The sequence below is a fragment of the Ruegeria sp. H4 genome, assembly GCF_056533065.1.
This window is the reverse complement of the sequence record NZ_JBQFOC010000002.1, coordinates 501,149-523,978: the sequence shown is the minus strand read 5'-3', so window position 1 is coordinate 523,978 and position 22,830 is coordinate 501,149. Positions and strand designations below refer to the sequence as shown.

Below are 22,830 nucleotides of genomic sequence, written 5' to 3'. Positions count from 1 at the left end.
TGACCGAAGCGAAACCGCAGCACTAAAGGGGCTGAGATGGCTAAGGCAACCCGCAAACAACCCGCAAAACGCGCGCGCGCGAAGGCGAAACCAGCAACGCCAGAGCCGCAGCCAGAACCCGTTGAGCCGGTTCAGGAGGTATATGAGAACAGGGCCAGCTCTACCAGCGGGCAAGATACGCCCCATGGCCTTGGCAAACAGGCCGAATTGCAGGCCGCGATGGAGGAAAGCTATCGCCAGTTGCAGTCCATCTACACGGCCTTCACGCAACAATACACGGATGCTGGGACCCAGTATCAGCACCTGACTGAACAGGGCTATGTGCCGGAAATGGCCGATCTGTACAAAGAGTTCACCGAGACGCGGGGGGCCGAGATCGCGCAGGAGGGTCTGCAGCTTGCGATCCGTTATGCAGCATCAGCTCAGGTTCTGTCGAAGCGCTATACGGATGAGCTGTTTCAGTTTCTCAACAGTCGTGGCGTGAACGGATATGCAGCCGAAGGGGCAACCACCCCGCAAGCCGCCGCAATCACATTATCCGGGCCTGCTGGCAGCACGCTTTCAGCCAGTTTCGAGGTCGAGAACAGCACGGCGGTTAGCGTCAGCCCGCGTGTGTCGACCACGCCGGTTCTGGATGAAGATGGCGTTGCGATAGAAGGGGCCATGATCGATGTGATCCCGGACCTGATCAATCTGGCGCCGGGGCAGAAACAACTGGTCAAGGTGATGGTGCCTGTCGATGCTGATCTGTACCGCGCCGGGCATTGCTATTCGACGGCGCTGGTCATCGTTGGATTAGGACAGGCGCGTAATCAATTAATAACGCTGGAAATTGATATCAGTTGATCGGGCGTTTCAAGCGCCATATCCGATAGCTCCATTCACCGGATTTCATGGATTCGTAGACCGCTGATCCAGGGGTTGCCAGGAAATTGCTCATCTCCTGATCGCCTCCGAACGCGCCCAGACGCGAGGCCGCGATTTCATCGCAGGACAGCAGCACGTTCTGCGTGATATCACGCTCGTCTTCGAGCTTAAAACCTAGGTCCTTCAACAGTTCGAGACATTGGTTCAGCTTTCCCAAAGGCAGAAGGTCGGTGTACAGAAACGCCCCGCCGGGTTTGAGGACCCGCATGACCGAGGCATAGAAGCGCTGTATCGCGGGGTAGGTGTGTGAGCTTTCGATATTGGTTACCGCGTCGAATTGCCCATCATCGAAGGGCAGGTTTTCTGCATCACCCTGAACAAAATTCAAACGCGGATCTGTATGCGTCTTGCGGCAAAACTCGATTGCCGCGCCGGACAGGTCCAACCCGGTGACAGCGGCGGGATCGAAGAACTCAACCAACGTGCGGGCAGTGCCGCCGCGCCCGCAGCCCACATCCAGAACCGACGACCCATCGATCGGGTGGGCACCAATGACCTCAAGCGCCAGTTTGACCGAATTCCGGTTCATCATCTTATCGCTCAGGGGAACATCAGACGCCTCGGGCGCTCCGTTCGGTGTGTAGCCATAGTTCAGAAAATGCGCGAAGGTTCCGAAGCCTGAGCTGTCCAGCTGCTTGGTGACACCATCATACATGTCCTGAAAGCTCTTCTTCGTGCCCTCTAGGTTCAGGTCGGGCTCTGGCGGCGGTGGTGGTTCAACCTCAGCTTTGACCGTTTCAACAGTGGATGCCCCCATATTGGCCTCGATAATCGGGGCTAGCCCCGCAATGGTCGGAGTGTCGAAGATCTGGCCAACCTCGGGGTTGTAGCCAAACCTCTCTTCGATCCGCATGGTCATTTCAATGGCCAGCAGGGAATGCCCGCCCAGCTCGAAAAACTTGTCGTTTATGCCAACCGGGGACAGGCCCAGCAGGTCTTCCCAAATCCCGGCAAGGATGGTTTCCATGTCCGTTTTCGGTGCTTCGAACGGATTGCTCAGGTTGGGGCGGCTGTGGCCTGTTGGTGTGGCTTCCGTGGCTTTGGGGGTGGCGGTGAATTCGACCCATTCCGCAAGCCTAGTGTTCAGCGGTGTGGTCGATATGGCGATCTGATCGGTATCCAACGCGGATAGGCGGTTCAGCGCCTCAACCCCATCTGCGGGAGAGATCGCATCTTCCCCATGCGTCTGATCGGCAAAGGCCCATTGATCCCAGTTCACGCTGATCCAGCGCGTTGGTGTCGGCTGCGACGCGGCAAATGTGTCCAGCATCTGGTTTGCCACCGCGTAGTAGCCAAGGTTCAACCCGCCCAGAACAGCCGACAGGGATGAGCCCAGCAGGACAAAATCCGGGGTATGGTCCTGCAAGACATGTGCAAGTGCGCGGGCACCGTTGATCTTTGGGGCGATATGGCTGTTTAGGTCTTCGGTCGTCAGGTCGCTGAGTTTGCCAAACCCGCTACCCACATTTCCAGCCATATGGAAGATGCCGTCTATGGGGCCGAAGGCTTTGGTGGCTTTCGACATCGCCACTTGCAGGGCGTTTGCGTCACAGACGTCGGTCTTCAGAACCAAGAGATCTGTCTTTCGATCCAAATCCAGCAACCTGCGTGCCAGCATCGCCGTTTTATCGAACTCATTGGGACCGGCGGCCAGCGCCTTCCAGTCGGGTTTTGCAGGCGCACCCGAGCGAGACAGAAGTACCAGCTTGGCCTTGTAGCGCTCCGCCAACATATCAGCCATCGCCAGCCCGATATTGCCTAAACCGCCAGTTATGACGTAGACGCCACCGGGCTTGAACAAAGTGGAGGTTTCGACCGGTTCCAGTGGTTGCGCCTGATAACTGAGGCGATGCCGTTTCCCTTTGATGTAAGCAACCGAAGGAACGAACTGTTGCGCTTGCAGCTCGTTTATAAGCCAGCCTGCAAAGTGGTCCGCTGAGGGCTTACTTCGATCGCTTTCCGCGATGTCGACCGAGGTGACGCGCAGCGAGGGAACCTCCTGTCCCAACACCTTCGCCAGCGCAAGGGTGGCCGAGCTTTCCACCCCCATCGTCTTGTCGGACCGTCCGGGCTGCGCCTGCGCAGTCACCGAAATCATCCGAAGCTTGGCAAGCCCACTGGCTTTGGTGACAGCCATGGCCGCATTCTGCATCGCAACCACGTTGGCCTCGGCGTCCTCAAGCGCGAGAGGCCACAGGTAAACGATGTGCGAAATAGGGTTGTTATCGTCCCGCAGCGCGCTGGCGAGACGGGTGAAATGCTCTGAAACTGTTGGATCGACCGAGAATGCGCCATCCTTGCGGTGCATGAACCGTGATGAGGCCGTGATGGTGGTAGCTGCGATGCCCTTGTCCCTAAGCGTTTTTTGCAAAACTCGGGCTGCTGGGCTCTTGTCGCTCAAAATCAGAACGCGCGCGTTTGCGGGCAGGTCTTCGATGTCCCTAATCGGAGCGTTTTTCCACTTTGGTACGTAGCCCCAATCGACCATCGCCTTGCGTGATGCTGCGGCGTCCACGCTGGGATCTTCCGCGCCGCCGACCCAATAGCTGTCCCGCTCAAACGGGTAGAGGGGCACCGGGACTTTGCGTCTCACCTCCTCGGCATAGTATCGATGCCAATCGATCTCAGCCCCATGCGCCCAAAGCTGGCCCAGCGTATCGGTCGCCAAATCAGCCTCAACCTGCGGGCCAGACTTGCTGTCTATTGAGGGCAGGGCGACCGAACCGCTCCCACTCAATTGCAGCCCGGCAAGATTGGTAAGCGATCGACCGGGGCCGACTTCAAGGAAAATCGCATCGGGCAGATCCAGCCCAGCTTTGACGCAATCGGCAAACCGCACCGCGCTGCGCAGATGCATCGCCCAATAAGCGGGATCGGTTGCGGCGGTTTTGGTCAGGACGGTGCCGGTGAGGTTCGAATAGATGTCGATCTGCGGTGCGCGCAGGCGAATGCCCTGAAATGCACTAATGAAGTCGTCCAAAATTGGATCCATCATCGCCGAATGGAAGGCGTGCGAGGTGCGCAGAAGCGTGGCTTTGATCTTCTGGTTTTCCAGCCGCTTTGCCAGCCGTTTGATTGCCGGGCTTGGTCCGGCCACAACTGTCATTCCTGTGGCGTTCACAGCGGCGATCGCGATGTCATCCGGCAGCAGCGGGCGCAGATAGGCTTCCTCTTTCGGAACGGCGAGCATCGAGCCCGGCTTACATGAGGCCATGAGCGCCCCGCGCTGCGCCACCAGTTTTGCGGCGTCCTTAAGTGTCATCACTCCCGCCATCGCGGCCGCAACATATTCGCCAATGCTATGCCCGATCATGGCTCTGGGTCGTACGCCCCACGACATCCACAGCTGCGCCAAGGCATATTCGACAGCAAACAGTGCGGGCTGTGTGAACTGCGTCTGTTTGAGCTTCTCAGCCGCGCGTTCACGATCCACTTTCTTGGGAAAAACTATCGGTTTCAGGTCTAACCCGCTGCCATCCCGAAAGGCGCGGCAGCACCGGTCAAAGGCCTTGCGGAAGACGGGCTCTGATCGATAGAGACCCCAGCCCATATCCGGATATTGGGCACCTTGGCCCGAGAACATGAAAATGACGGGCCTATCCTCGCCACTGGCTTCTATGGTGCGCACCTTGTCGCTGTTATGCGCCAGCAAGGCCAACGCGCTGCCTGCGGGGTTGTCGGCGTCTACGCGCACGTAACGCCGATGCGTAAAAAGCGTGCGGGAGGTTTTTGTTGTGAAAGCAATGTCGGCCAGTTCAGACGGCGTGGCAGTCATAACACGACGTGCATGGGAAAGGGCCAACCGGTCCAGCGCAGCCTCATTGCGGGCGGACATAACGATCAGATGCTGCGCGCGCCCCGGCCTGGATGGAGCCGGTTCGGGAGGTTCTTCCAGCAGGATATGCGCGTTGGTCCCACCAACACCGAATGAACTGACACCGGCGCGTCGCGGACCGTCACTTGCCGTCACGTTAGTCGCGTCACGGTTGACGTAGAACGGGCTGGTGGGGAAGTCGATGCCCGGGGCGGGCACGTTAAAATGAGGGTTCGGGGGAATTGTGCCGGTCTCGGTTACTAGGGCGGCCTTGATCAGCCCCGTGACGCCTGCGGCGCAACTCAGGTGGCCCACATTGGCTTTGACGGAACCGATGGCGCAGAACTGCGTATCCTCGGTCGATTTGCGGAATACGCGCGATAGTGCCGCGACCTCGATCGGGTCGCCCAGCATGGTCGCGGTTCCATGCGCTTCGATATAGCCGACCGAGCGGGGCGGGATTCCCGCCATCTCGAACGCGGTCTCAATCGCGCGCGCCTGACCTTCGGCGCTGGGCGCGGCATAGCTGACCTTGTTGGACCCGTCGTTGTTGTGGCCGAACCCCCGGATCACGGCGCGAATGCGGTCGCCATCGCGCAGCGCCTTATCCAGCCTTTTGAGGACAACCAGACCCACGCCGCTGCCAACAATCGTGCCCTGAGCCGCCGCATCGAAGGGGCGGCACTGACCGTCCGGGGACAGGATGCCACCTGCGGCGAACAGGTAGCCGCGCCGCTGCGGAACCTTGACCGTGACACCCCCAGCCAGCGCAATGTCGCAGCTTTCCTCCAGCAGGCTCTGGCAGGCCAGACAAGTTGCAACCAGCGAGGTCGAGCAGGAGGTTTGAACCGTGATCGCTGGACCGGTCAGGTTCAGCTTGTAAGCCACCTGAGTGGCCATGTAGTCCTTGTCATTGGTGATCATCAACTGCATGCCGTCCAGAAAACCCAGGCGGTCAATGTTGCGGTTGATAAGGTACAAATAGCCCGACAGTTCACAGCCCCCGAAGACACCGATATCGCCTTTGTAGCGATCGGGCACATAGCCCGCATCCTCAAGCGCATGCCAAGCGCATTCCAGAAACAGGCGGTGCTGCGGGTCGGTCAGTTCCGCGTCACGGGGGCTGAACCCGAAGAATTCGGCGTCGAACTTATCGACGTCCTCCAGCAGGGTGGCTTTGTTGACGTAATTCGACAGCTCGTGCAGCTCTTTCGGAACCTGCGCGCCTTCCATTTGCTCGGGTGTCAGAGTCGTGACCGCCTCGTGCCCCGTCAGCAGGTTCTGCCATAACTCATCGACACTGGCCGCGCCGGGAAAGCGGCCCTGCATGCCGATAATGGCAATCGACGCCTCATCCGGCGCGATAGAGGTCCTTTGAGTGTTCATTCAGGGCATCATCAACGTAGTCGAAAAGGGTGTCGGCGAAATCCGGGTTGGTAAAAGGAAAGAAATGATCACCTGCAAACAGGCGGCATTCAAAACGGCTGCGCGTGCGGTGTCGCCAACCCAGAATGCTGTGGAATGGCACCTGTGGGTCATTGTCCGAGCCGATCGCAAGGATTGGGCAGGGCAGCGGAGGATGCTTGCTGACGTGGTCAGCCTCATAGGTTTCGAGCAGCGCAAAATCAGCGCGCAAGGCGGGTAGCATGCGGTCCATCAGATCGGTATTGGCTAGCACTTCGGGCGGCGTGCCATTTATGGCTTCAATCTCAGCCAGAAACGCGGACCGAGGCAATCCGGATACATTGCGATCACGCCGTGCCATCTGCGGGGCAGGGCCTGCTACGATCAGCAGGTTGGGCGCATGTCCCTTGGCCGCCAAAACATGGGCAACTTCATAGGCCAGCAGAGCCCCAAAACTATGACCGAAGATGGCAAATGACCGGTCTGTCAAAGGCTGAATCTCGGCAACAATCGACTTGATCAGGTCCGGCCAACTCTCCACGGGCGATTGATCCAAAAGCCGCCCATGTCCCGGCAGGGTGACAGCCCGCACATCCAGAACCGGCGCAAATCCGCTCATCCAGTCGTGAAAGCGCTCAGCCGCGGCGCCTGCATGCGGGAAGCAGACCAACCGACCCGACAGCCCGGCATGGGTAGGGTTCTGCGGAGTCAATGCGATTTCTACACTCACAGCATCTGTCACCTCTGGTGATACCCACATGCGCGGCGCGCACCCAACCACTGATCTGGCCCAATCATAGCATGAAATCAGCGTTTTGGCGTGGCCCGCCCTGTTCCACCCAGGTTCTGGCGTGAATTGGCGGGTAAAATATGCTACCCTAGCGATACTTTTTGCACAGTTTTCGTGCCAAACGCTTACTCAGGTGCAGCCCGCACCAGAATGGATTTGGAGGTGACTATGCCAGGCGGCGGCAAAGGTGGCGGTGGCAGAAGCACCGTAAACGTCAACAACGGACCTATTAACATCGACTCTGACACAGACGCGGATGTCACAATCAATGGTCTGGACGATATCGGTCTCACGCTGAATGGCGGGCAACGCCCGATTAAGACCGAGACGAAGCTGGAAGGTGGCGATCCGATTAAGACGGAGAGCATTCAGGACCTGAAAATCTCGGAGCCGATTGTCAGCGAAAACACCACCGACCTGACGCTTGAGATCAAGCCTCTATCGGTTGATCTGAAACCCGTAGCGTTGGATCTGTGCACGACTGTCAACTACGGTAAGCTTCCAACCGGCATCATCCGGCAGCCCTATCATCACCATATCGGCGTGACCTATATGGGCGTCGAGTATTACGGCGTGACCTATAGCGGCGAAAGCAAACAGGTCTACGAAGAACTGCCCTTCCGCCCCTCGGTACAACTGCCGGCGCAAAGCGCGGCCCCTTCGGGTGGCGCAGCTGCGGCCAAACCGAACCCATCTTCGGGCGGCGTGAAAATCCACATCAAATAGGGATGCAAGATGGCGACGGCTGCAAAGAAAAAGACCCCAGATGTCTCACTTCTAGAGCCGCTTGTTCTGGTAGGCGCACCCAGCGCGCTGCATGGTACCTTAGCTCTGGCGAATACAGGTGCCGAACGCAAAGCCCTGCGGGATTTGAAGCTGATAGAGGTTAAGCCCAAGACGCGAGGCGCGAGGGCCCAGCCACTGCTCTCAGCAGATTTGCCACGGGTCAAACTGCGTGCAGGTGCTAGCAAAACTGTTCCGGTCACTGCAGCGCTTAACCCATCAACCCCGCCGGGGGTCTATAAGATGTCCCTGCCGGTTGATGGCACAGACCATCCAGTCGAGGTGATCGTCACCGAGGTTGTCGATTTCGAAATCACACCGGATGAGGTGTTTTTGGTCGGCAAGCCGGGGGCCAAGATCAAAAAACTGATGGTGTTCCGAAATCACGGCAACGTTCCGATCGATGTCCCCGCAATCGGCGCGATCCAATTGGATCTGGACCTGCTGCATTGTCGGGCGCAGCGCGAGATGCTCAAGAAGCTGCGCGATACGGACCGGACATTAGACGACGCGATGCGCGCGATGTCGTTGAGCTATGATGCCGAGTTGGAAAGTTTCACGCCGCTGAAGGTCAAGAACGATGCTGCGACCGTTGGCGCGGGAGAGACGGTCTCACAAATCTGGGAATTCTCGATACCGGGCACCATTCCAAAAGGCGTCGATGCCACGGCGATGATCCGGGTTTCGTCTGAAACCGTGACAGTACATATCTTGGCGGTTTGAACGCAGCGCCCGGAATAAGGAGACAAGACCATGCAAAGGACAATCACACGACATTCTGGCGGGTACGATAATAAGCCCGAAGTCTTCTACGGGTACTGCTATCAGACTCGCGGCATGCGGATGATGGATTTGGATGACTATCTGGGCAATCTGCGGGAAGGCTATGTTCAATTGCAGGCCTATACTCAGGGGGTCTACCGCGTGCCAGATGGAAGGTATTCGGGCGCTTGCAAGGAAGAAGATTGCGGCTGCGACTGCGATACCAAATCTTATGACAGTTGTTGTGATTGCTGCATCTGTGAGGGTGATGTGCTGATCGAAGCCCGCTGTTCGGAACGCCGGGTGATTTCTCTGACTTTCGCCAATGATACACGCCGCACGCGCGAGGTGACGCTATCGCTAAGCAGTTTCACCACCGCCAGTGGGCACGATTTGGGGTGGACGGCCGCCCTGTCTGACACAAAGTTCGAATTGGGCCCCTGCGAAGAAAACGTGGTGCAGTTGGTGGTCAATGTCGATTGCGCTGCCTTCCACAAAAACGGTGGCTCTGGATCCGCGGCGGCGGGGCGAGGCGACAAGAACAAGGAAAGACATCTGGATGTCGATCGATGCGAGGTGGCATATGCCCGGGTCAGTGCGGATGGCTGTATCTCGCGCCCTGTTTTGGTTGCTGTTGCTGTCTTGCCGAACCATTGCGACAGCTATGTCGCTGCATGCAAGTGCGGGTGCTGCTAGGCGGGTATTGCTGGCACCGAATAGGTCCCTTGCCCGTTCGTCGGGCGAAGCCGTACATGTATTTCGGAAAAATCATAGGTCTGTTTGGATAAAGTAGAATCTTACCGATTCCGGCTATGTCGACCTTGAAGCGCGATAGCTTCGCATGTTTGTCTTTTGGAGCATGTGTTTTGCTCACAATCAAACGCTAACAATCTGAGAACGCACATGTTGTCAATAGAATAAGCGCGCGCGCCGGGACGCCCCGAAAGACTGCGCGCTACATGTCCAACATGGAGAGACCTGATGAACAAAATTTCGATGCTACTGGGTGGCGCATCTGCAGTGGTCGCTTTGCCCGCATTTGCGGCCGACATTGTGATCGGCGTTCCGAACTGGGCCTCGGTCAACGCAACGGCGCATATCCTTGAGGTTGTGATCGAAGAAAACCTGGGGCTGGATGTCGAGCTTCAGAACGGAACGAACCCGATCGTGTTTGAGGCGATGGACAGTGGGTCCATGCATGTCCACCCCGAGGTTTGGATGCCAAACCAGCAAAACCTGCACGACACCTATGTTAAAGACAACGGCACGGTCGTAATGAACCAGAACCCGGTTCAGGCTGAACAAGGTATGTGTGTCCCGACCTACATTGCCGAACAGTATGAGATCAAATCAATTGATGATCTAAGCGATCCGGACAAGATGGCCATTTTTGACACCGATGGGAACGGAACCCCGGAAGTATGGATTGGCGCGCCTGGCTGGGCTTCAACCGTGGTTGAGAAGATTCGTGCAAAGTCATATGGCTATGATCAAATCTTCGACCTGACTGAGTATGAAGAAACGATTGCCTATGCAAACCTCGCCAACGCCACCAAGGCGGGCGATCCTTGGATCGGCTTCTGCTACAGCCCGCACTATATCTTTGTGACGCAAGAGCTGACCGTTCTGGAAGAGCCGCCCCATGATCCGGCAACCTGGACCATCGTGCAGCCCACGGATGATCCCGATTGGCTGGCTAAGTCTGAGGCGTCCTCGGCTTGGAACGGTGCGACCCTGCACCTGCACTATGCCAAGGAGTTGGAAGAGGCCTATCCCGAAGTTGCGGCTCTGTTTGCCAACTACCAGATGCAGGGCGATGACCTGAGCGCGATGGGCAAGGCGCTGGCCGTGGACAATGTCGAAGCCGCAGATTTCGCGCGCCAATGGGTGTCAGATAACGAGGACACCGTGATCGGCTGGTTGACCAACTAAGCCACACATATCCGGGCCGTTGCGAAAAATCGCAGCGGCCCGTTTCCTATCTGCCTGGCGCAACGACGCCTTCATGGGGGGCAAATGGACGAATCTGTAGTAAAACTTGAAAATGTCTGGAAAATTTTCGGCAATCGCGCTGCCGAGGCCATGGATGCCGTTCTGAAAGAGGGGCTGACCAAGGCTCAGGTTCTGGAACAATATGGCTGTGTTGTTGGTGTACAGGATGCCAGTTTCGAAGTCTCGCGAGGTGAGATATTTTGTATCATGGGTCTGTCTGGTTCAGGCAAATCCACTCTGGTCCGGCATGTGAATCGCCTGATCGAGCCCACCGCGGGCAAGATCGAAATTCTGGGTAAGGATGTTTCCGCCATTTCCGAGAACGAATTGCGCCGCATCCGGGCGCAACAGATTGGAATGGTGTTCCAGCATATGGCGCTGATGCCGCACCGGTCAGTGCGCGACAATGTCGCCTATCCGCTGGAAATCCGCAAAGTTTCCAAGTCCAAGCGCTGGGCGGTATCGGATCACGCACTGGGTCTTGTGGACTTGACAGGGTACGAAGACCGCCTGCCCAAAGAGCTGTCAGGCGGGATGCAGCAGCGTGTGGGGATTGCAAGGGCGCTTGCCTCGGACCCTGAAATTCTGCTGATGGACGAACCTTTCTCGGCCCTCGACCCGCTGATCCGGTTGCAGTTGCAAGATCAATTCAAGGCGCTAGTGGCGCAGTTAAAGAAGACAACGCTGTTCATCACGCATGACCTGGACGAGGCCATTCGCATCGGCCATCGGATCGCCATCATGAAGGATGGTGTCATCGTTCAGATCGGCACCCCGGAAGATATCGTGATGAACCCGGCAGACGATTATGTGCGCGAGTTTGTGCAAGGCATCTCGAAACTGAAACTGGTCAAGGCGCATTCAATCATGGAGCCGGTCGCCAGCTATTCGGGGTCGCTGGATGGTGCCCCCCGCGCGGATGAAGGCGCAGATCTCGATCAACTGATTGATCTGGCCGTCAACACCGAGATGCCGGTGGTCATCACCGACGCAGGTGCAGACGTGGGTGTTGTAACCAAACCGCGCCTGCTGCGCGGAATTCAGGGGGGCAAAAATGACTGATGCAGCCATGGAAATGAAAGTCACCGCCGCCTCGGATATCGAAGTCGATCGCGAGGCGCTGGATCAATCGATCCACGAATTCGCAGGACCGAATGGCGACTACTATGTCAATGCGTTTCACAAGATCCATGACGCAACCAGCCCTGTCCCGAACACGTTCAACCTTTGGGCTGCCGTTCTAGGGCCATTCTGGTCGGCCTCGCGGGCCATCTGGGGTATGTTCTGGACCTTTCTGATCCTTGAAATCATCGCCTGGGTTCAGATCGGACGCGGTGCCTGGGGCAACCCCGGTGCGGATTTCGCTGATCGGGCCGCACGCCAACAGGAACGCGCGAACGAGTTGCTGGGCCGGGCCGCTGAAGCGACCGCGCAAGCAGATATCGACCGGTTCACAAAACTGGCTGAGAACATCCAGAAGGCCGCAGATACCAGCCTTGAACGCGCGCTCGCCGCGCAGTCTGAAGCGACGGGTATCCTGTTGACCGGGCTTCTGATGCTGCTTGTTTTCAAGGTGGTGCAGGGGTTCTATGCCGATCGTATTTACGAGAAGCAGTATTCCAACTGGCGGATCAATCCGGGCAATGTTGAAAGCGGGCGCTCGACCCGAAACATCGTGATGGGGGCGATCCTGATCGCGGCTATTGGTCCGCTGATCGTCTACAAGTTCACTGTAAATGCATCGCTGCCATTGCTTGATGCCTTCCCAGAACAGGAAGTGTCCGCTGTGTTCTTGGGTGAGGGCGGAGGCACCTTGTTCTCAGCGCTTGCCAACTGGATGGAGGCGCGGATCGATGCCGCCGCCGCCGCTGGGGGCGATGTGTTTGATGGGATCGTTGCGGGGGTCCGCTCGGTTCTGGATGCGCTGACCATTGCGCTGATCGGATCACCCTGGCCGGTGGTCATGCTGGTCATTTGCGTGACCGCGTGGCGCGCGGCTGGCCCTCGGGTCGCGATCTTCACGGCTGCGTCCTTGGCGTATATCGCACTGCTGGGATATTGGGATGTGGCGATGGAGACGGTTGCTCTGGTGGGTGCAGCGGTGATCCTGTGCGTCGTGTTCGGCATTCCGCTTGGCATTTGGTTCGGCAAGTCTCAGCGCGCGTATCGCGCAGCCGAGCCTGTGTTGGACCTGATGCAGACATTGCCTGCTTTCGTCTACTTGATCCCGATTATCGCGTTCTTCGGTACGGGCAACCCTCCCGGCATTCTGGCCACGATCATCTTTGGTATGCCCCCCGTGATCCGCCTGACGGCGCTGGGGATGCGCGGGGTGCCTGACAGTATCAAAGAGGCTGCGGTCGCCTTTGGGGCCTCGAAATGGCAGTTGCTGAAGGATGTGGAGATTCCACTGGCCTTGCCTTCGATCATGACCGGTGTGAACCAGACCATTCTGATGTGTCTGTCGATGGTGGTGATCATCTCGCTGATCGGTGGCGGAGGTCTGGGCAAGGAAATCCTTGAGGCACTGCAATACGCCGCCAAGGGTCCGGGTCTGTTGGGCGGCTTTGCCATCCTGTTCTGTGCCATGGTCATCGACCGGATCGTACAGGGGGCCTTCCGGCGAGAAGACGAAAAAATCTGAACATGCGCGCCCCCGGTTCCCGCCGGGGGCGTTTTTCTATGAGGGAGAGCGAAATGGTGGATCGTTACGAACAGTCCATGATGGACAACCTGTATTGGTGGGGCGTGCCAACACTGTTTCGCTGCCCCAATATTGGCCCTGAAGGTCAGGATATCGCTCTGGCGGGTGTGCCCCATTCCACAGGCAATGGCACCACCGAACGGGACCAGCACCTGGGCCCGCGCGCGTTGCGCCATGTCTCGGCCGTACAGCGTAGGGTTCATTCGCTGTTTCAGATCGACCCGTGGACCAGTGCGAAAATCGCAGACGTGGGCGATGTGCCGTTTCCGCGAGCCAATGATAACGAAGCCTGTATCGAGCAGATCACCAAGTTCTACAAAGATATTGATGCAGCAGGTGCGCGCCCGGTTTCGATTGGTGGCGATCATTCGATCACCGGTGGAATTGTTCAGGCGCTAGGCTGTGGCAAGCTGGCGGGGGGCGAGCCGGTGAGCTTTCTGCATTTTGACGCGCATACCGATGTATTTACCAAAGTGGATCACTTCCTGGGCGCCAAGAAATCGGCCGCGCATTGGGGCGCGTATTTGGCTGATCAAGGGCAGGTTGATCCAAGCCGATCCATGCAGATTGGCTTACGGGGGCATCCGCGCAGTCTGGACTGGCTCCAGCCATCTTATGACTACGGCTATAACATCGTGACAATGCGCGAGTTTCGGCAGCGCGGTCTTGCTGATGTGTTGGCGCAAACGCGCGAAGTGCTGGGCGACCGTCCGGTCTATATCACCTTCGATCTGGATTGCCTCGACCCGACCGTTGCGCCTGCGGTATCCAATCTGGAACCCGGCGAGAAGGGTTTCGATATTGATGAGGCTGTGGGCCTTCTGCATGCCGCGCGCGGCTTGAACATTATCGGAGGAGACGTGGTCTGTATGATGCCCACCAAGGACAGCCCGAACAATATCACCGCGCTGACGGCGGCTGCGGTGATGTTCGAGATGATCTCGATGATTGCCGAAAACGTCAGCTAGCGCCGCGCATCCACGGCCTGCGCCAGCACACAGAGCAGTTCGAACATCAGCGAAATCCCCAGCCACGCCGTGCCTCCGTTCGGATCGAACGGGGGGGCGACCTCGACCAGATCAGCGCCCACTAGGTTCACGCCCGACATCTGGCGAATGACCTGCTGCGCCTGAAAGCTGTTGGGCCCACCGATTTCAGGCGTACCTGTGCCGGGGGCGTAGGTCGGGTCGACAAAGTCTATGTCATAGGTGCAATAGGTCGGGGCTGTGCCGACAATCTGTCGGACCTCGGTCATCACTTCGCCGATGCCGCGATCGAACAGTTCTTCAATGCGAATGATGCGAATGCCCTGCGCCTCGCCCCATTCGATGTCCTCGGTATTGTAGGCGGTGCCGCGAATGCCGACCTGCACAGAGCGTTTGGGATCGACCAGACCCTCCTCGACGGCGCGGCGGAACGGGGTGCCGTGCGTGAATTTGTGGCCGCCGAAATAAGTGTCGAACAGGTCGGTATGGCTGTCGAACTGGATCAGACCCAGCGGGCCGGACGCTGCCAAAGCCCGCAGGACGGGCAGGGTGGTCAGATGATCCCCCCCCGCGGTGAGCGGGGTGATGCCATCTGACACCAGACGCCCGTAGAAGCTGGTCACGCGATCCAGCGTGTCATCAATGTCCACCGGGTTGGGCGCAACATCGCCCAGATCGGCGCAGTTCACCAAGGAAAACGGGCTGATGCCGGTGACCGGGTTCATGGCGCGGATCATGGTGGAATAATCGCGCAATTGCCGGGGACCATGCCGCGCGCCGGGCCGGTTTGTGGTTCCGCCATCCCATGGGATGCCGACCAGCGCCAAATCGACGTCTTTGTATCGCTCATGCTCGGGTGTCAGGTTCGGCAGGCGCATGAAGGTTGGAACTCCCGCAAAGCGGGCAAGGTCCATCGCCGATACCGGTTGGAAAAATGCGTCTGCCATGGTGCCCCCCGTGATCCTTAGCGTCCTGCGACCCTAACCGGCTGGCGGCGCGTCGCCAATCCATAGTTTGCGGTCAGTAGAGAATACGAAACCGCTTGCGAATCTCTGCATCCTGCTTGGGCGTCAGATAGGTGGGGTGATGTGTTTGCAAGGTCTCGATGGCCTGCTCGCGGGCATTGGTCCAGGCGTCCTTTGCACCGTCCTCTTGCCACGTGCGCGGCTCGGTTCGGTCTGCAAGGGCGGGGTAGAAATAATCCCGCTCCATCGCTTCATAGGTATGAGAGCTGCCGAGGAAGTGACCATCACCCAGAACCGAATGGCAGATCGCGTCAAACCCAAGGTTTTCCTCAGTCACTTCGATCCCCCGCAGCGCGCGATAGGTATGAGAGTGCATTTCGTTGTCCAGCACAAAGGCTTCAAAACTCGCACCCAACAGCGACGCGGTCATGCCCGAGCTTTCATAGATCAGGTTTCCACCGGCCAGAGCCGCCGCCAGCGAGGTCATGCCCTTCTCAACCCCATATTGCGCGTCAATCGCCTTGGCGTCTGTCATCGAAGCCGCAACGCCCGACGGTAGGCCCAGCCAGTTGATGATCTGGGCCGAGGCGGCGTTCAGGATGGCGGTTTCGCCACTGCCGCCCGCAAAGGCCCCGGTCCGCAGATCGACGATGAAGGGCCAGTTCGAGAACACCATCGGAAAGCCGGGCTGGATCGTGTTGACCATAACAAGGCTCGCCAGCGTCTCGGCCAGCGATTGCGCCAGAAACCCGGCTAGTGTTGCTGGCGCTGTTGCCCCGGCCTGTGCGGCGGTGATGCAGGACATCGGGATGTTGTGGCGGACGCATTCATAGACAACGTCCACCGCATCTTCGCCGTAGCGGAGCGGAGAAATTACGGGGCTGATATGGGCTTTCAGGAACGGGCGTTCGGAAAACGCTCCGGGACCGCCTGCGGCAATGTCCAAAAGCGAGACAATCGAGGCGACATGCGCGGCCAGGGTGAATGAGGTTGCGACGGGTTTCGTGGTGTTTTTGACAAGCGCATAGGCGGTGTTTACGTCCAGATCCAAAACATCGGGTACGTCTGTCGCAACGCAACAGCGGGTGAACCAACTGACATTTGCAAGCGTGTCCTGCAGGCGGGTGAAATCATGCAGATCGGCAAGGGTTGAGGGGCGATAAACACCGCTCTCAAGGTCCAGCGTCTGAACCGCAGCCCCTCCGGTACCGAAAAACACCCGATCGCCACCGACTGCGATGGATCGTGCTTCGTCTCGGCCATGTAGGGTAAAGGTTTTGGCGGCTGTGCCGATTGCGTTTTCGACCATGCCGCGCGGAAGCAAAACGCGGTCTTGTTCAGCCTCCAACGCGCCCGCCGATAGTAGATCCCTGCACAGCCGATCCGGAACTTCACCCATACCGAGCGTTTCCAACAGGCGAAGCGCGGTATCATAGACGCGGGAAATCTCAGCTTCGGTCAGCGGTTTGTAAAACCCGCCGACCTGTCCCGGTGCACAGGGATCAACCTCGGGCTTGCCGGCCCGTTGCGCATGGCGGGCCTTGCGGCCGCTTCTTCTGTTTCCGTCCGATGCCATGCGCAGGGCGCTCCTCCGTCTTATCTGGGGTCACCGTAGAACTCAGAGATGGCTACCCGCAAAACCAGAAATCAGCCTTTTGAAATCTAAAACCATAGTTTCGATTTTTTCAAACTCACAAAACCCGCGTTGCTGACAGGCCGGGTTTGTCGCCACCATCTGAAAGACGCAGGAGGGAGCGCGCGATGAAAACACGCACAAAGGTCGTTGTGATCGGAGGAGGGATCGCCGGATGTTCCACCTTGTACCATTTGACGCAGGAAGGCTGGAGCGATGTGGTTCTGGTTGAACGGAATGAGCTGACATCGGGCACCACTTGGCATTCTGCCGCGCAAGTGACGAATTTCGGCATGAACCAGACGATGGTTGGGCTGAAATCCCACTCGATCCGTTTGTACAAGGAATTGGCCGACGATCCGGATTATCCGATCAACTACCACCACGCCGATGGGGGCATTAGGCTGGCTAATACCGAAGCGCAGATGCAAGGCTATCGCCATTTCACGTCGATGGCACGAGGTATGGATGTCTATTTCGAGGTGATCGACGCTGAGGAATGCGCCCACAGGCATCCTTTGATTTCGACCGACAATCTGGTCGGAGGGCTGTGGGATCCGCTGGATGGCGATATTGATCCGGCGCAACTGTGTCAGGCTTTGGCGCGGCGTGCCCGCAAGGCGGGGGCCGAGGTCTATCGCAATACACCGGTGACAGGGCTGGTCCAGCACAGCGATGACACCTGGACAGTGCAGACAGAACATGGCGATATCGACTGCGACATCGTCGTGAATGCCTGCGGCTATCGCGTGAATGAAGTCGGCGCGATGATGGGGGTGCATCACCCCGTCGCATCGATGGAGCATCAGTACTTTCTGACAGAAGAGATCGCAGCTATTCGCGATGCAGGCCACCGGATGCCGCTGCTCAGATGCCCGATCAGCGATTATTACTGCCGTCAGGAAAAGAACGGCCTACTGGTCGGGTTCTATGAACAGGACTGCAAGACCTGGGGCATGGACGGGATTGATCCAAATTTCGTCAACGCCTTGTGCCCAGATGATCTGGACCGCGTAACGGACGTTTTGGAAGGGGCCTTTGCCCGGATGCCCGCCCTGATGGAGGTTGGGATTCATACTGTCGTAAACGGCCCGATCACCTACACGATAGATGGTGCGCCTTTGGTTGGGCCGATACCCGGCAAGCGCAACGCATTCTGTATTATCGGCCTACGCGCTGGCCTGGGCGAGGGGGGCGGGCACGGCTGGCTGTTGGCTCAACAGATCGTGCATGGCGAGGCCTGCTATGACACCTGGTGTCTCGACCCGCGGCGCTTCACCGGTCATGCCAATGTCGAGATTACGGCGCTGAAAGCCATTGAGGACTATCAAAACGAATTCCGATTTCATTTTCCACACGAACATCGCCCCGCGGGACGTCCGGCCAAAACCACGCCTTTAACCCCGGTTTTGGCGGCGGAAGGGGCGGAATTCACTGTGGTGAATGGGTGGGAACGCGTCGACTATATCAAACCCCATCCTGAGTTCGAACCGACCCTCGGTTTCGACTTTGACGAAAGCTTCGACATCGTCGCATCCGAAGTCCAGAACGTGCAAACCAATGTTGGACTGGCGGAGGTGAATGGGTTCAACCGGATCGAGATCACCGGATCGGACCGCCATGCCTTTCTGGACCGCATGTTCTGCGGCACGGTGACGAAACGCGAAGGCCGGGTGGGGCTGGGATACCTTCTGAACCATCACGGAATGATCAAAGCTGAGGCGACGGTTGCAAACCTGCCCGCCAGTGATCGCGGCCCTGCGCGCGTCTGGTATGGCTCGGCGGCGGCCAGCGAATATCATGACATGGATTGGCTCAACCAGCATCTGCGCGCGGGCGAAGATGTGCAGATCAGAAGCCTGACCAACGACCAGACGATCCTTGTTTTGGCAGGCCCAAATGCCCGCGCGGTCTTGGCCGGATGTGCCCGGGGTGATTGGTCAGCAGACGCGTTTCCATGGCTCAGCGTGCGGGAGTGTTTTGTCGGTATTGCACCCGCGACGGTAATGAACTTGAGTTTTTCGGGCGAGCTTGCCTATGAAATCCATGTACCCAATTCATCGCTCTATGCCGCATACTTAGCTTTGCGCCAGGCTGGGCGCGCGTTTGATATTCGCCTGTTTGGCGCGCGCGCGGTTGAGTCGATGCGAATGGAGAAAGGCTTTCTGCATTGGAAAGCCGATCTGATCACCGAATTCGATCCTTATGAGACGGGTTTGGCCCGGTTTGTAAAACCTCAGAAAGGTGATTTTATCGGGCGAGAGGCCTTGGTAGAGCGGCGCGAAAAAGGGCCGTCCAAATGCCTCGTGACGCTTGCTGTGCAAACCGACCAAGCGCCAGCACATGGCGGGGCCTCCGTGATGCAAATGGGGCGTGTGGTCGGGACGGTGACGTCGGGCGAATGGGGGCATCGGACAGGGCTGAACCTAGCCTATGCCTTTGTCGAGCCCGACTGTGCCGACATCGGCACCAAACACGAAATCGACATGTGTGGAACGCGAGTTGACGCAATGATCATCGCGCCTTCGCCCTATGATTCACAGTTTGAGCGAATGCGGAGCTAGGCACTAAATTGCGCAATTTGGCAATTTAAGCCGCCTTCTTGCCCTCAAATTCAACTTCCGCATTGCCGTCTCTGCGATTCTCTGTTTCGGTTTTTCCGAAACAGAGAGGCGGGAGGAGACACGCGGATGTCGAAATCGCTAAGTTTGCGCTGGCTGGAGGTGTTCCAGTTGATCGCCAAGTCCGGATCCATCCAGCAAACGGCGTCTGAAACGGGGTTGTCGATCAGTACCGTTTCGAACCATCTGCGCAGTCTGGAAACCGCGCTGGGGATCGATCTGGTTGATCACGGGCGCCGCCCGATGGGCCTTACCCCTGCAGGCGAAGTGTTCGCGCGATATGTGCGTGAGGGGCTGACCGTACTGAAACGGGGCGAGGCGGAAATCCGGTCTGGGAACTGGCTGCACGCCACATCTCTGCGATTGGCGTTGGTTGATGATTTTGACAACCAGGTCGCGCCGGAACTGTTCCGCTATCTGGCGCAGACGCTTCCCCGGTGTAACTTTCGGCATTTCACCCGTCCGAGCCATGAAATCATTGTTAAGTTGCAGGAGCATAAGCTGGATGCCGGTGTTGCCACACGCCCACCGGGCCGGACAGACGGGCTGATCGAATACCCGTTGCTACGCGATCCGTTCCTGGTCATCCTGCCAAAGACCTATTCCGGCACGGTAGAAGACGTTCTGAAACCAGATGCTGATTTACCGTTCCTGCGGTATTCCCGCGACTACACGATCGGAAAGCAGATCGAAATTCAGCTGACGCGCAGTAAAATTAATCTGCCCAACCGGTTCGAGCTAGAGTGCAACCAGTCCATCGCCGGTCTGGTTGCCGAAGGCAGTGGATGGGCCGTGACCACCGCCGCCAGCTTTCGGCGTGCGCGCAGGTTTCACGATAACATCAACGTGCAGCCCTTTCCCGGCAGAAACTTTGCGCGCACCGTCTCTTTGTTCACGACCGAAGTCTATCCGTCCTCAACGTCGATGCTGATACACCGCGTGCTGAGCAAACTGATCAAGCAAAACTATTGTGACCCAATCTGCACCAGATATCGCTGGATCGAACAGGACTTTCGCGTTTTGCCGCTCGAATCCGCGTAGCAAGAGCAGGTGCAGAACCGAACAATCCCTTTGTCCACGGCTTGGTTCGTGCCAGACTGACACGCATACGCAGCGGGATGGCGCAGATGTCTGAACCGAAGTTGAAAGGCTGGAACCATATCCCAGAGGTTCCGATACAGGTTTCCCCCTTTTTCAGGTGGCCGCTCAGACCGCTTTCTATGCTGCGCTGGGTTTGGGGATCCTGGCTGCTGATTTCTGAGAAGCTCATCATCCTTGCAATCTCCTGTGCCTGCTATCTGTGGCTCAGCCCCAGCTTAGAGGAGGCGGCGCAGCTAGAGATCGGGTGGATCGCGCAGATTTATGTTCGAAATCTGGTTCTGATCTTTTGTATCGCGGGGCTGCTGCATTTGTGGTTCTACAAATACTCGGCGCAGGGGGACCAGCTAAAGTATGATCCTCGGCCTTTGATGCTGAAGGGCAAGCAATTTACCCTGGGCGGGCAGGTACGCGACAACATGTTCTGGACGTTAGGGTCAGGAGTGTTTTTCTGGTCGGCTTACGAAGTATTGATGTTTTGGTCGCTGGCAAATGGCTACGTCCCTTTGGTGACATGGGGTGCGAATCCGATCTGGTTTGTGGCGATCTTCCTGCTGATACCGCTTTGGGAAAGCTTCTATTTCTATTGGATTCACAGGCTGATCCACATCCCGTTTCTGTACAAACACATTCATGCGGTCCACCACCGGAACATCAATGTGGGGCCGTGGTCCGGGCTGTCGATGCATCCGGCGGAACATGCGATCTACCTTGGTTCGGTCCTGATCCACTTTGTGGTCGGAGCGCACCCGCTGCATATCATCTTTCACCTGCAATATTACACGCTGACGGCGGTGACGACGCATACAGGCTTTCAGGGGTTGGTGATCAAAGACAAGAACCGGTTGGCCTTGGGCACGTTCCACCACCAAATGCACCACCGGTATTTTGAATGTAACTATGGCTCGCTCGAGATACCTTGGGATAAATGGTTCGGATCGTTCCATGACGGCACGGTTGAGGCGAACGAGCGTATGCAGGAACGCCGCAAGTCGATCATGGGTAAATAGTCAGGTGGCCCGGCCCAATGACTCTCGGTTGATCACATTGGTTTCCAACCGCAGCGATTGGCCGGTTGAGCCTGTTTCGATCATATCAATCAGTTCGATTGCGGCTTTGCGGCCCATTTCACGATGGGGCACATGCACGGTGGTCAGCGATGGGCTTATAATCCGCGCCAATTCGATGTCATCAAACCCGGTGATCGAAACTTCATCCGGTATAGAGATGCCCATCTTTTCTGCCTGACGTACTGCACCGACGGCCAAAACGTCGTTGCCACAAAGAACGGCGGTCGGGCGCTGGGGCAGGGACATCAGCTGCTCGAAAGCGGCCGCGCCATTTTCGATCTCGTAGGTCGTTTCGATCACCTTTAGAGATGGCTCTGGCAGGCCGTTTTCGCGCATCGCATCCCTAATACCTTCGATGCGAAACCGTGCACGATCATTGCCCTGCGTCAACGCAGATATCGCCGCAAGGCGCGTATGTCCAAGCTTTATAACTTGCTTCGCCAAGGTTTGCATCGCCTCACGGTTGTCGAACCCAACCGATGGGGCGCTTTGGTTCGGGGCAAATGACCAGGCCACAACCATCGGGATTTTCTGCCGATCCAGATAGTCAAAGATACGTGGATCGCGGTCGTGACCGATCAACAACAGCCCGTCTGCTCCACGTGCGACCAGGGTGCGGATCTGTTCTTCTTCGGCCTCGGGTTGATAGGCAGAGCTGGACACCAGTAGGGTATAGCCTTGGTTATGAATCTCTTCCTGAAAGGCCTGTAACCCTCTGGCAAAAATCGCATTTTCCATAGTTGGGATGATTGCACCAATGGTGAAGGATCGCTTCGCGGCCATCACCCGTGCTGCAAAATTGGGGGTGTAGCCCAGTTCGGAAACTGCAGACATCACCCGGGCGCGCGTCGCCTCGACCACGCGCTTTGGGTCGTTCAAACATCGGGACACCGTGGCCGTAGACACACCTGCCTTTCTGGCGACGTCATCCAAGGTAGGCGCTGACCGGGTTTTTGACATTTTCAAACTCAAGCTTCGATTTCTTTGAACTTTATCTTGTTCGTGGGCCTTGGGGAAGCGCCAATGTAAGCGCTTGCATTTGTGATGTAAGCGCTTACAAATGAAGCTGGGCCGATTCTACAGGGAGTCCCAGAAATGTTTCTTGCAGCCTCGATTGTCGTGTTCGTCATCTATTTTGCGAACGTTGCCTTGGGGGCCTTCGCAAATGCTGCAGTTTTCGGGGATGTCGGAGAAATGTTGGTCCTGTTCGCGGCGTCGATCCTGTTCGTTGTCGCAATTCTGAAAAAAGAGGCCGACCGGGACACCGAGAGCGGCGGCTGA

Annotated in this window: 17 protein-coding genes; 12 read left to right on the top strand and 5 right to left on the bottom strand. The window is 57.6% G+C overall.

Annotated elements, in window-relative coordinates:
• Window positions 1-36 precede the first annotated feature (36 nt).
• Window positions 37-846: a hypothetical protein gene (locus ACR0KG_RS14075; protein WP_480827621.1), complete on the top strand. Its 810-nt coding sequence runs from the start codon at window positions 37-39 to the stop codon at window positions 844-846.
• On the opposite strand, the gene ACR0KG_RS14070 is transcribed toward ACR0KG_RS14075, so the two are convergent.
• Window positions 839-6,127 (bottom strand): beta-ketoacyl synthase N-terminal-like domain-containing protein, encoded by a 5,289-nt coding sequence (locus ACR0KG_RS14070; RefSeq protein WP_480547799.1) that lies wholly within the window; start codon window positions 6,125-6,127, stop codon window positions 839-841. The two genes, ACR0KG_RS14075 and ACR0KG_RS14070, sit on opposite strands and share 8 nt — an antisense overlap.
• Window positions 6,093-6,875, bottom strand: a complete 783-nt coding sequence (locus ACR0KG_RS14065) for a thioesterase II family protein (protein ID WP_480540897.1) — start codon at window positions 6,873-6,875, stop codon at window positions 6,093-6,095. Before ACR0KG_RS14065 ends, ACR0KG_RS14070 begins: the two co-directional genes overlap by 35 nt.
• Window positions 6,876-7,103: 228 nt before the next feature.
• On the opposite strand from ACR0KG_RS14065, the gene ACR0KG_RS14060 reads away from it, so the two are divergent.
• The 7 genes from ACR0KG_RS14060 to ACR0KG_RS14030 all read left to right on the top strand — a co-directional run bounded on the left by ACR0KG_RS14060 (window position 7,104) and on the right by ACR0KG_RS14030 (window position 14,144).
• On the top strand, window positions 7,104-7,661 hold the full coding sequence (locus ACR0KG_RS14060) for a hypothetical protein (protein WP_480547800.1): 558 nt from the start codon (window positions 7,104-7,106) through the stop codon (window positions 7,659-7,661).
• A 9-nt stretch (window positions 7,662-7,670) separates the two neighbouring features.
• Window positions 7,671-8,441, top strand: a complete 771-nt coding sequence (locus ACR0KG_RS14055; protein WP_480827620.1) for a COG1470 family protein — start codon at window positions 7,671-7,673, stop codon at window positions 8,439-8,441.
• Between the two features lie 30 nt (window positions 8,442-8,471).
• Window positions 8,472-9,176, top strand: a complete 705-nt coding sequence (locus ACR0KG_RS14050) for a hypothetical protein (RefSeq protein WP_480827619.1) — start codon at window positions 8,472-8,474, stop codon at window positions 9,174-9,176.
• Window positions 9,177-9,461: 285 nt separating this feature from the next.
• Window positions 9,462-10,412 carry an ABC transporter substrate-binding protein gene (locus ACR0KG_RS14045; protein WP_480827618.1) on the top strand — a complete coding sequence of 317 codons (951 nt, stop codon included), beginning with the start codon at window positions 9,462-9,464 and terminating at the stop codon, window positions 10,410-10,412.
• Between the two features lie 84 nt (window positions 10,413-10,496).
• The gene (locus ACR0KG_RS14040) at window positions 10,497-11,534 is read left to right on the top strand and encodes a quaternary amine ABC transporter ATP-binding protein (RefSeq protein ID WP_353008051.1); all 1,038 of its coding nucleotides are present in this window, start codon (window positions 10,497-10,499) and stop codon (window positions 11,532-11,534) included.
• Window positions 11,527-13,116: an ABC transporter permease gene (locus tag ACR0KG_RS14035; RefSeq protein WP_480827617.1), complete on the top strand. Its 1,590-nt coding sequence runs from the start codon at window positions 11,527-11,529 to the stop codon at window positions 13,114-13,116. The genes ACR0KG_RS14040 and ACR0KG_RS14035 overlap by 8 nt, the downstream gene beginning before the upstream one ends.
• Window positions 13,117-13,169: 53 nt before the next feature.
• Window positions 13,170-14,144, top strand: a complete 975-nt coding sequence (locus ACR0KG_RS14030) for an arginase family protein (RefSeq protein WP_480547803.1) — start codon at window positions 13,170-13,172, stop codon at window positions 14,142-14,144.
• On the opposite strand, the gene speB is transcribed toward ACR0KG_RS14030, so the two are convergent.
• Window positions 14,141-15,109 (bottom strand): agmatinase, encoded by a 969-nt coding sequence (gene speB / locus ACR0KG_RS14025; protein ID WP_480827616.1) that lies wholly within the window; start codon window positions 15,107-15,109, stop codon window positions 14,141-14,143. The two genes, ACR0KG_RS14030 and speB, sit on opposite strands and share 4 nt — an antisense overlap.
• 73 nt (window positions 15,110-15,182) lie before the next feature.
• A complete protein-coding gene (locus ACR0KG_RS14020; protein ID WP_480827615.1) occupies window positions 15,183-16,703 on the bottom strand; it encodes a trimethylamine methyltransferase family protein in 1,521 nt (506 codons plus the stop codon).
• Window positions 16,704-16,888: 185 nt separating this feature from the next.
• On the opposite strand from ACR0KG_RS14020, the gene ACR0KG_RS14015 reads away from it, so the two are divergent.
• The 3 genes from ACR0KG_RS14015 to ACR0KG_RS14005 all read left to right on the top strand — a co-directional run bounded on the left by ACR0KG_RS14015 (window position 16,889) and on the right by ACR0KG_RS14005 (window position 21,489).
• Window positions 16,889-19,324, top strand: coding sequence for a GcvT family protein (locus tag ACR0KG_RS14015; protein WP_480827614.1), 2,436 nt, complete (start codon window positions 16,889-16,891; stop codon window positions 19,322-19,324).
• A gap of 126 nt (window positions 19,325-19,450) precedes the next feature.
• Window positions 19,451-20,422, top strand: a complete 972-nt coding sequence (locus ACR0KG_RS14010; RefSeq protein ID WP_170532415.1) for a LysR family transcriptional regulator — start codon at window positions 19,451-19,453, stop codon at window positions 20,420-20,422.
• Window positions 20,423-20,601: 179 nt separating this feature from the next.
• On the top strand, window positions 20,602-21,489 hold the full coding sequence (locus tag ACR0KG_RS14005; RefSeq protein WP_480827613.1) for a sterol desaturase family protein: 888 nt from the start codon (window positions 20,602-20,604) through the stop codon (window positions 21,487-21,489).
• Here the strand turns inward: ACR0KG_RS14005 and ACR0KG_RS14000 are convergent, their stop codons facing one another.
• Window positions 21,490-22,509: a LacI family DNA-binding transcriptional regulator gene (locus ACR0KG_RS14000; RefSeq protein ID WP_480827612.1), complete on the bottom strand. Its 1,020-nt coding sequence runs from the start codon at window positions 22,507-22,509 to the stop codon at window positions 21,490-21,492. It abuts the gene before it with no gap.
• A gap of 135 nt (window positions 22,510-22,644) precedes the next feature.
• Here ACR0KG_RS14000 and ACR0KG_RS13995 point away from each other — a divergent pair, with 135 nt between their 5' ends.
• Window positions 22,645-22,830 carry a hypothetical protein gene (locus ACR0KG_RS13995; protein WP_480827611.1) on the top strand — a complete coding sequence of 62 codons (186 nt, stop codon included), beginning with the start codon at window positions 22,645-22,647 and terminating at the stop codon, window positions 22,828-22,830.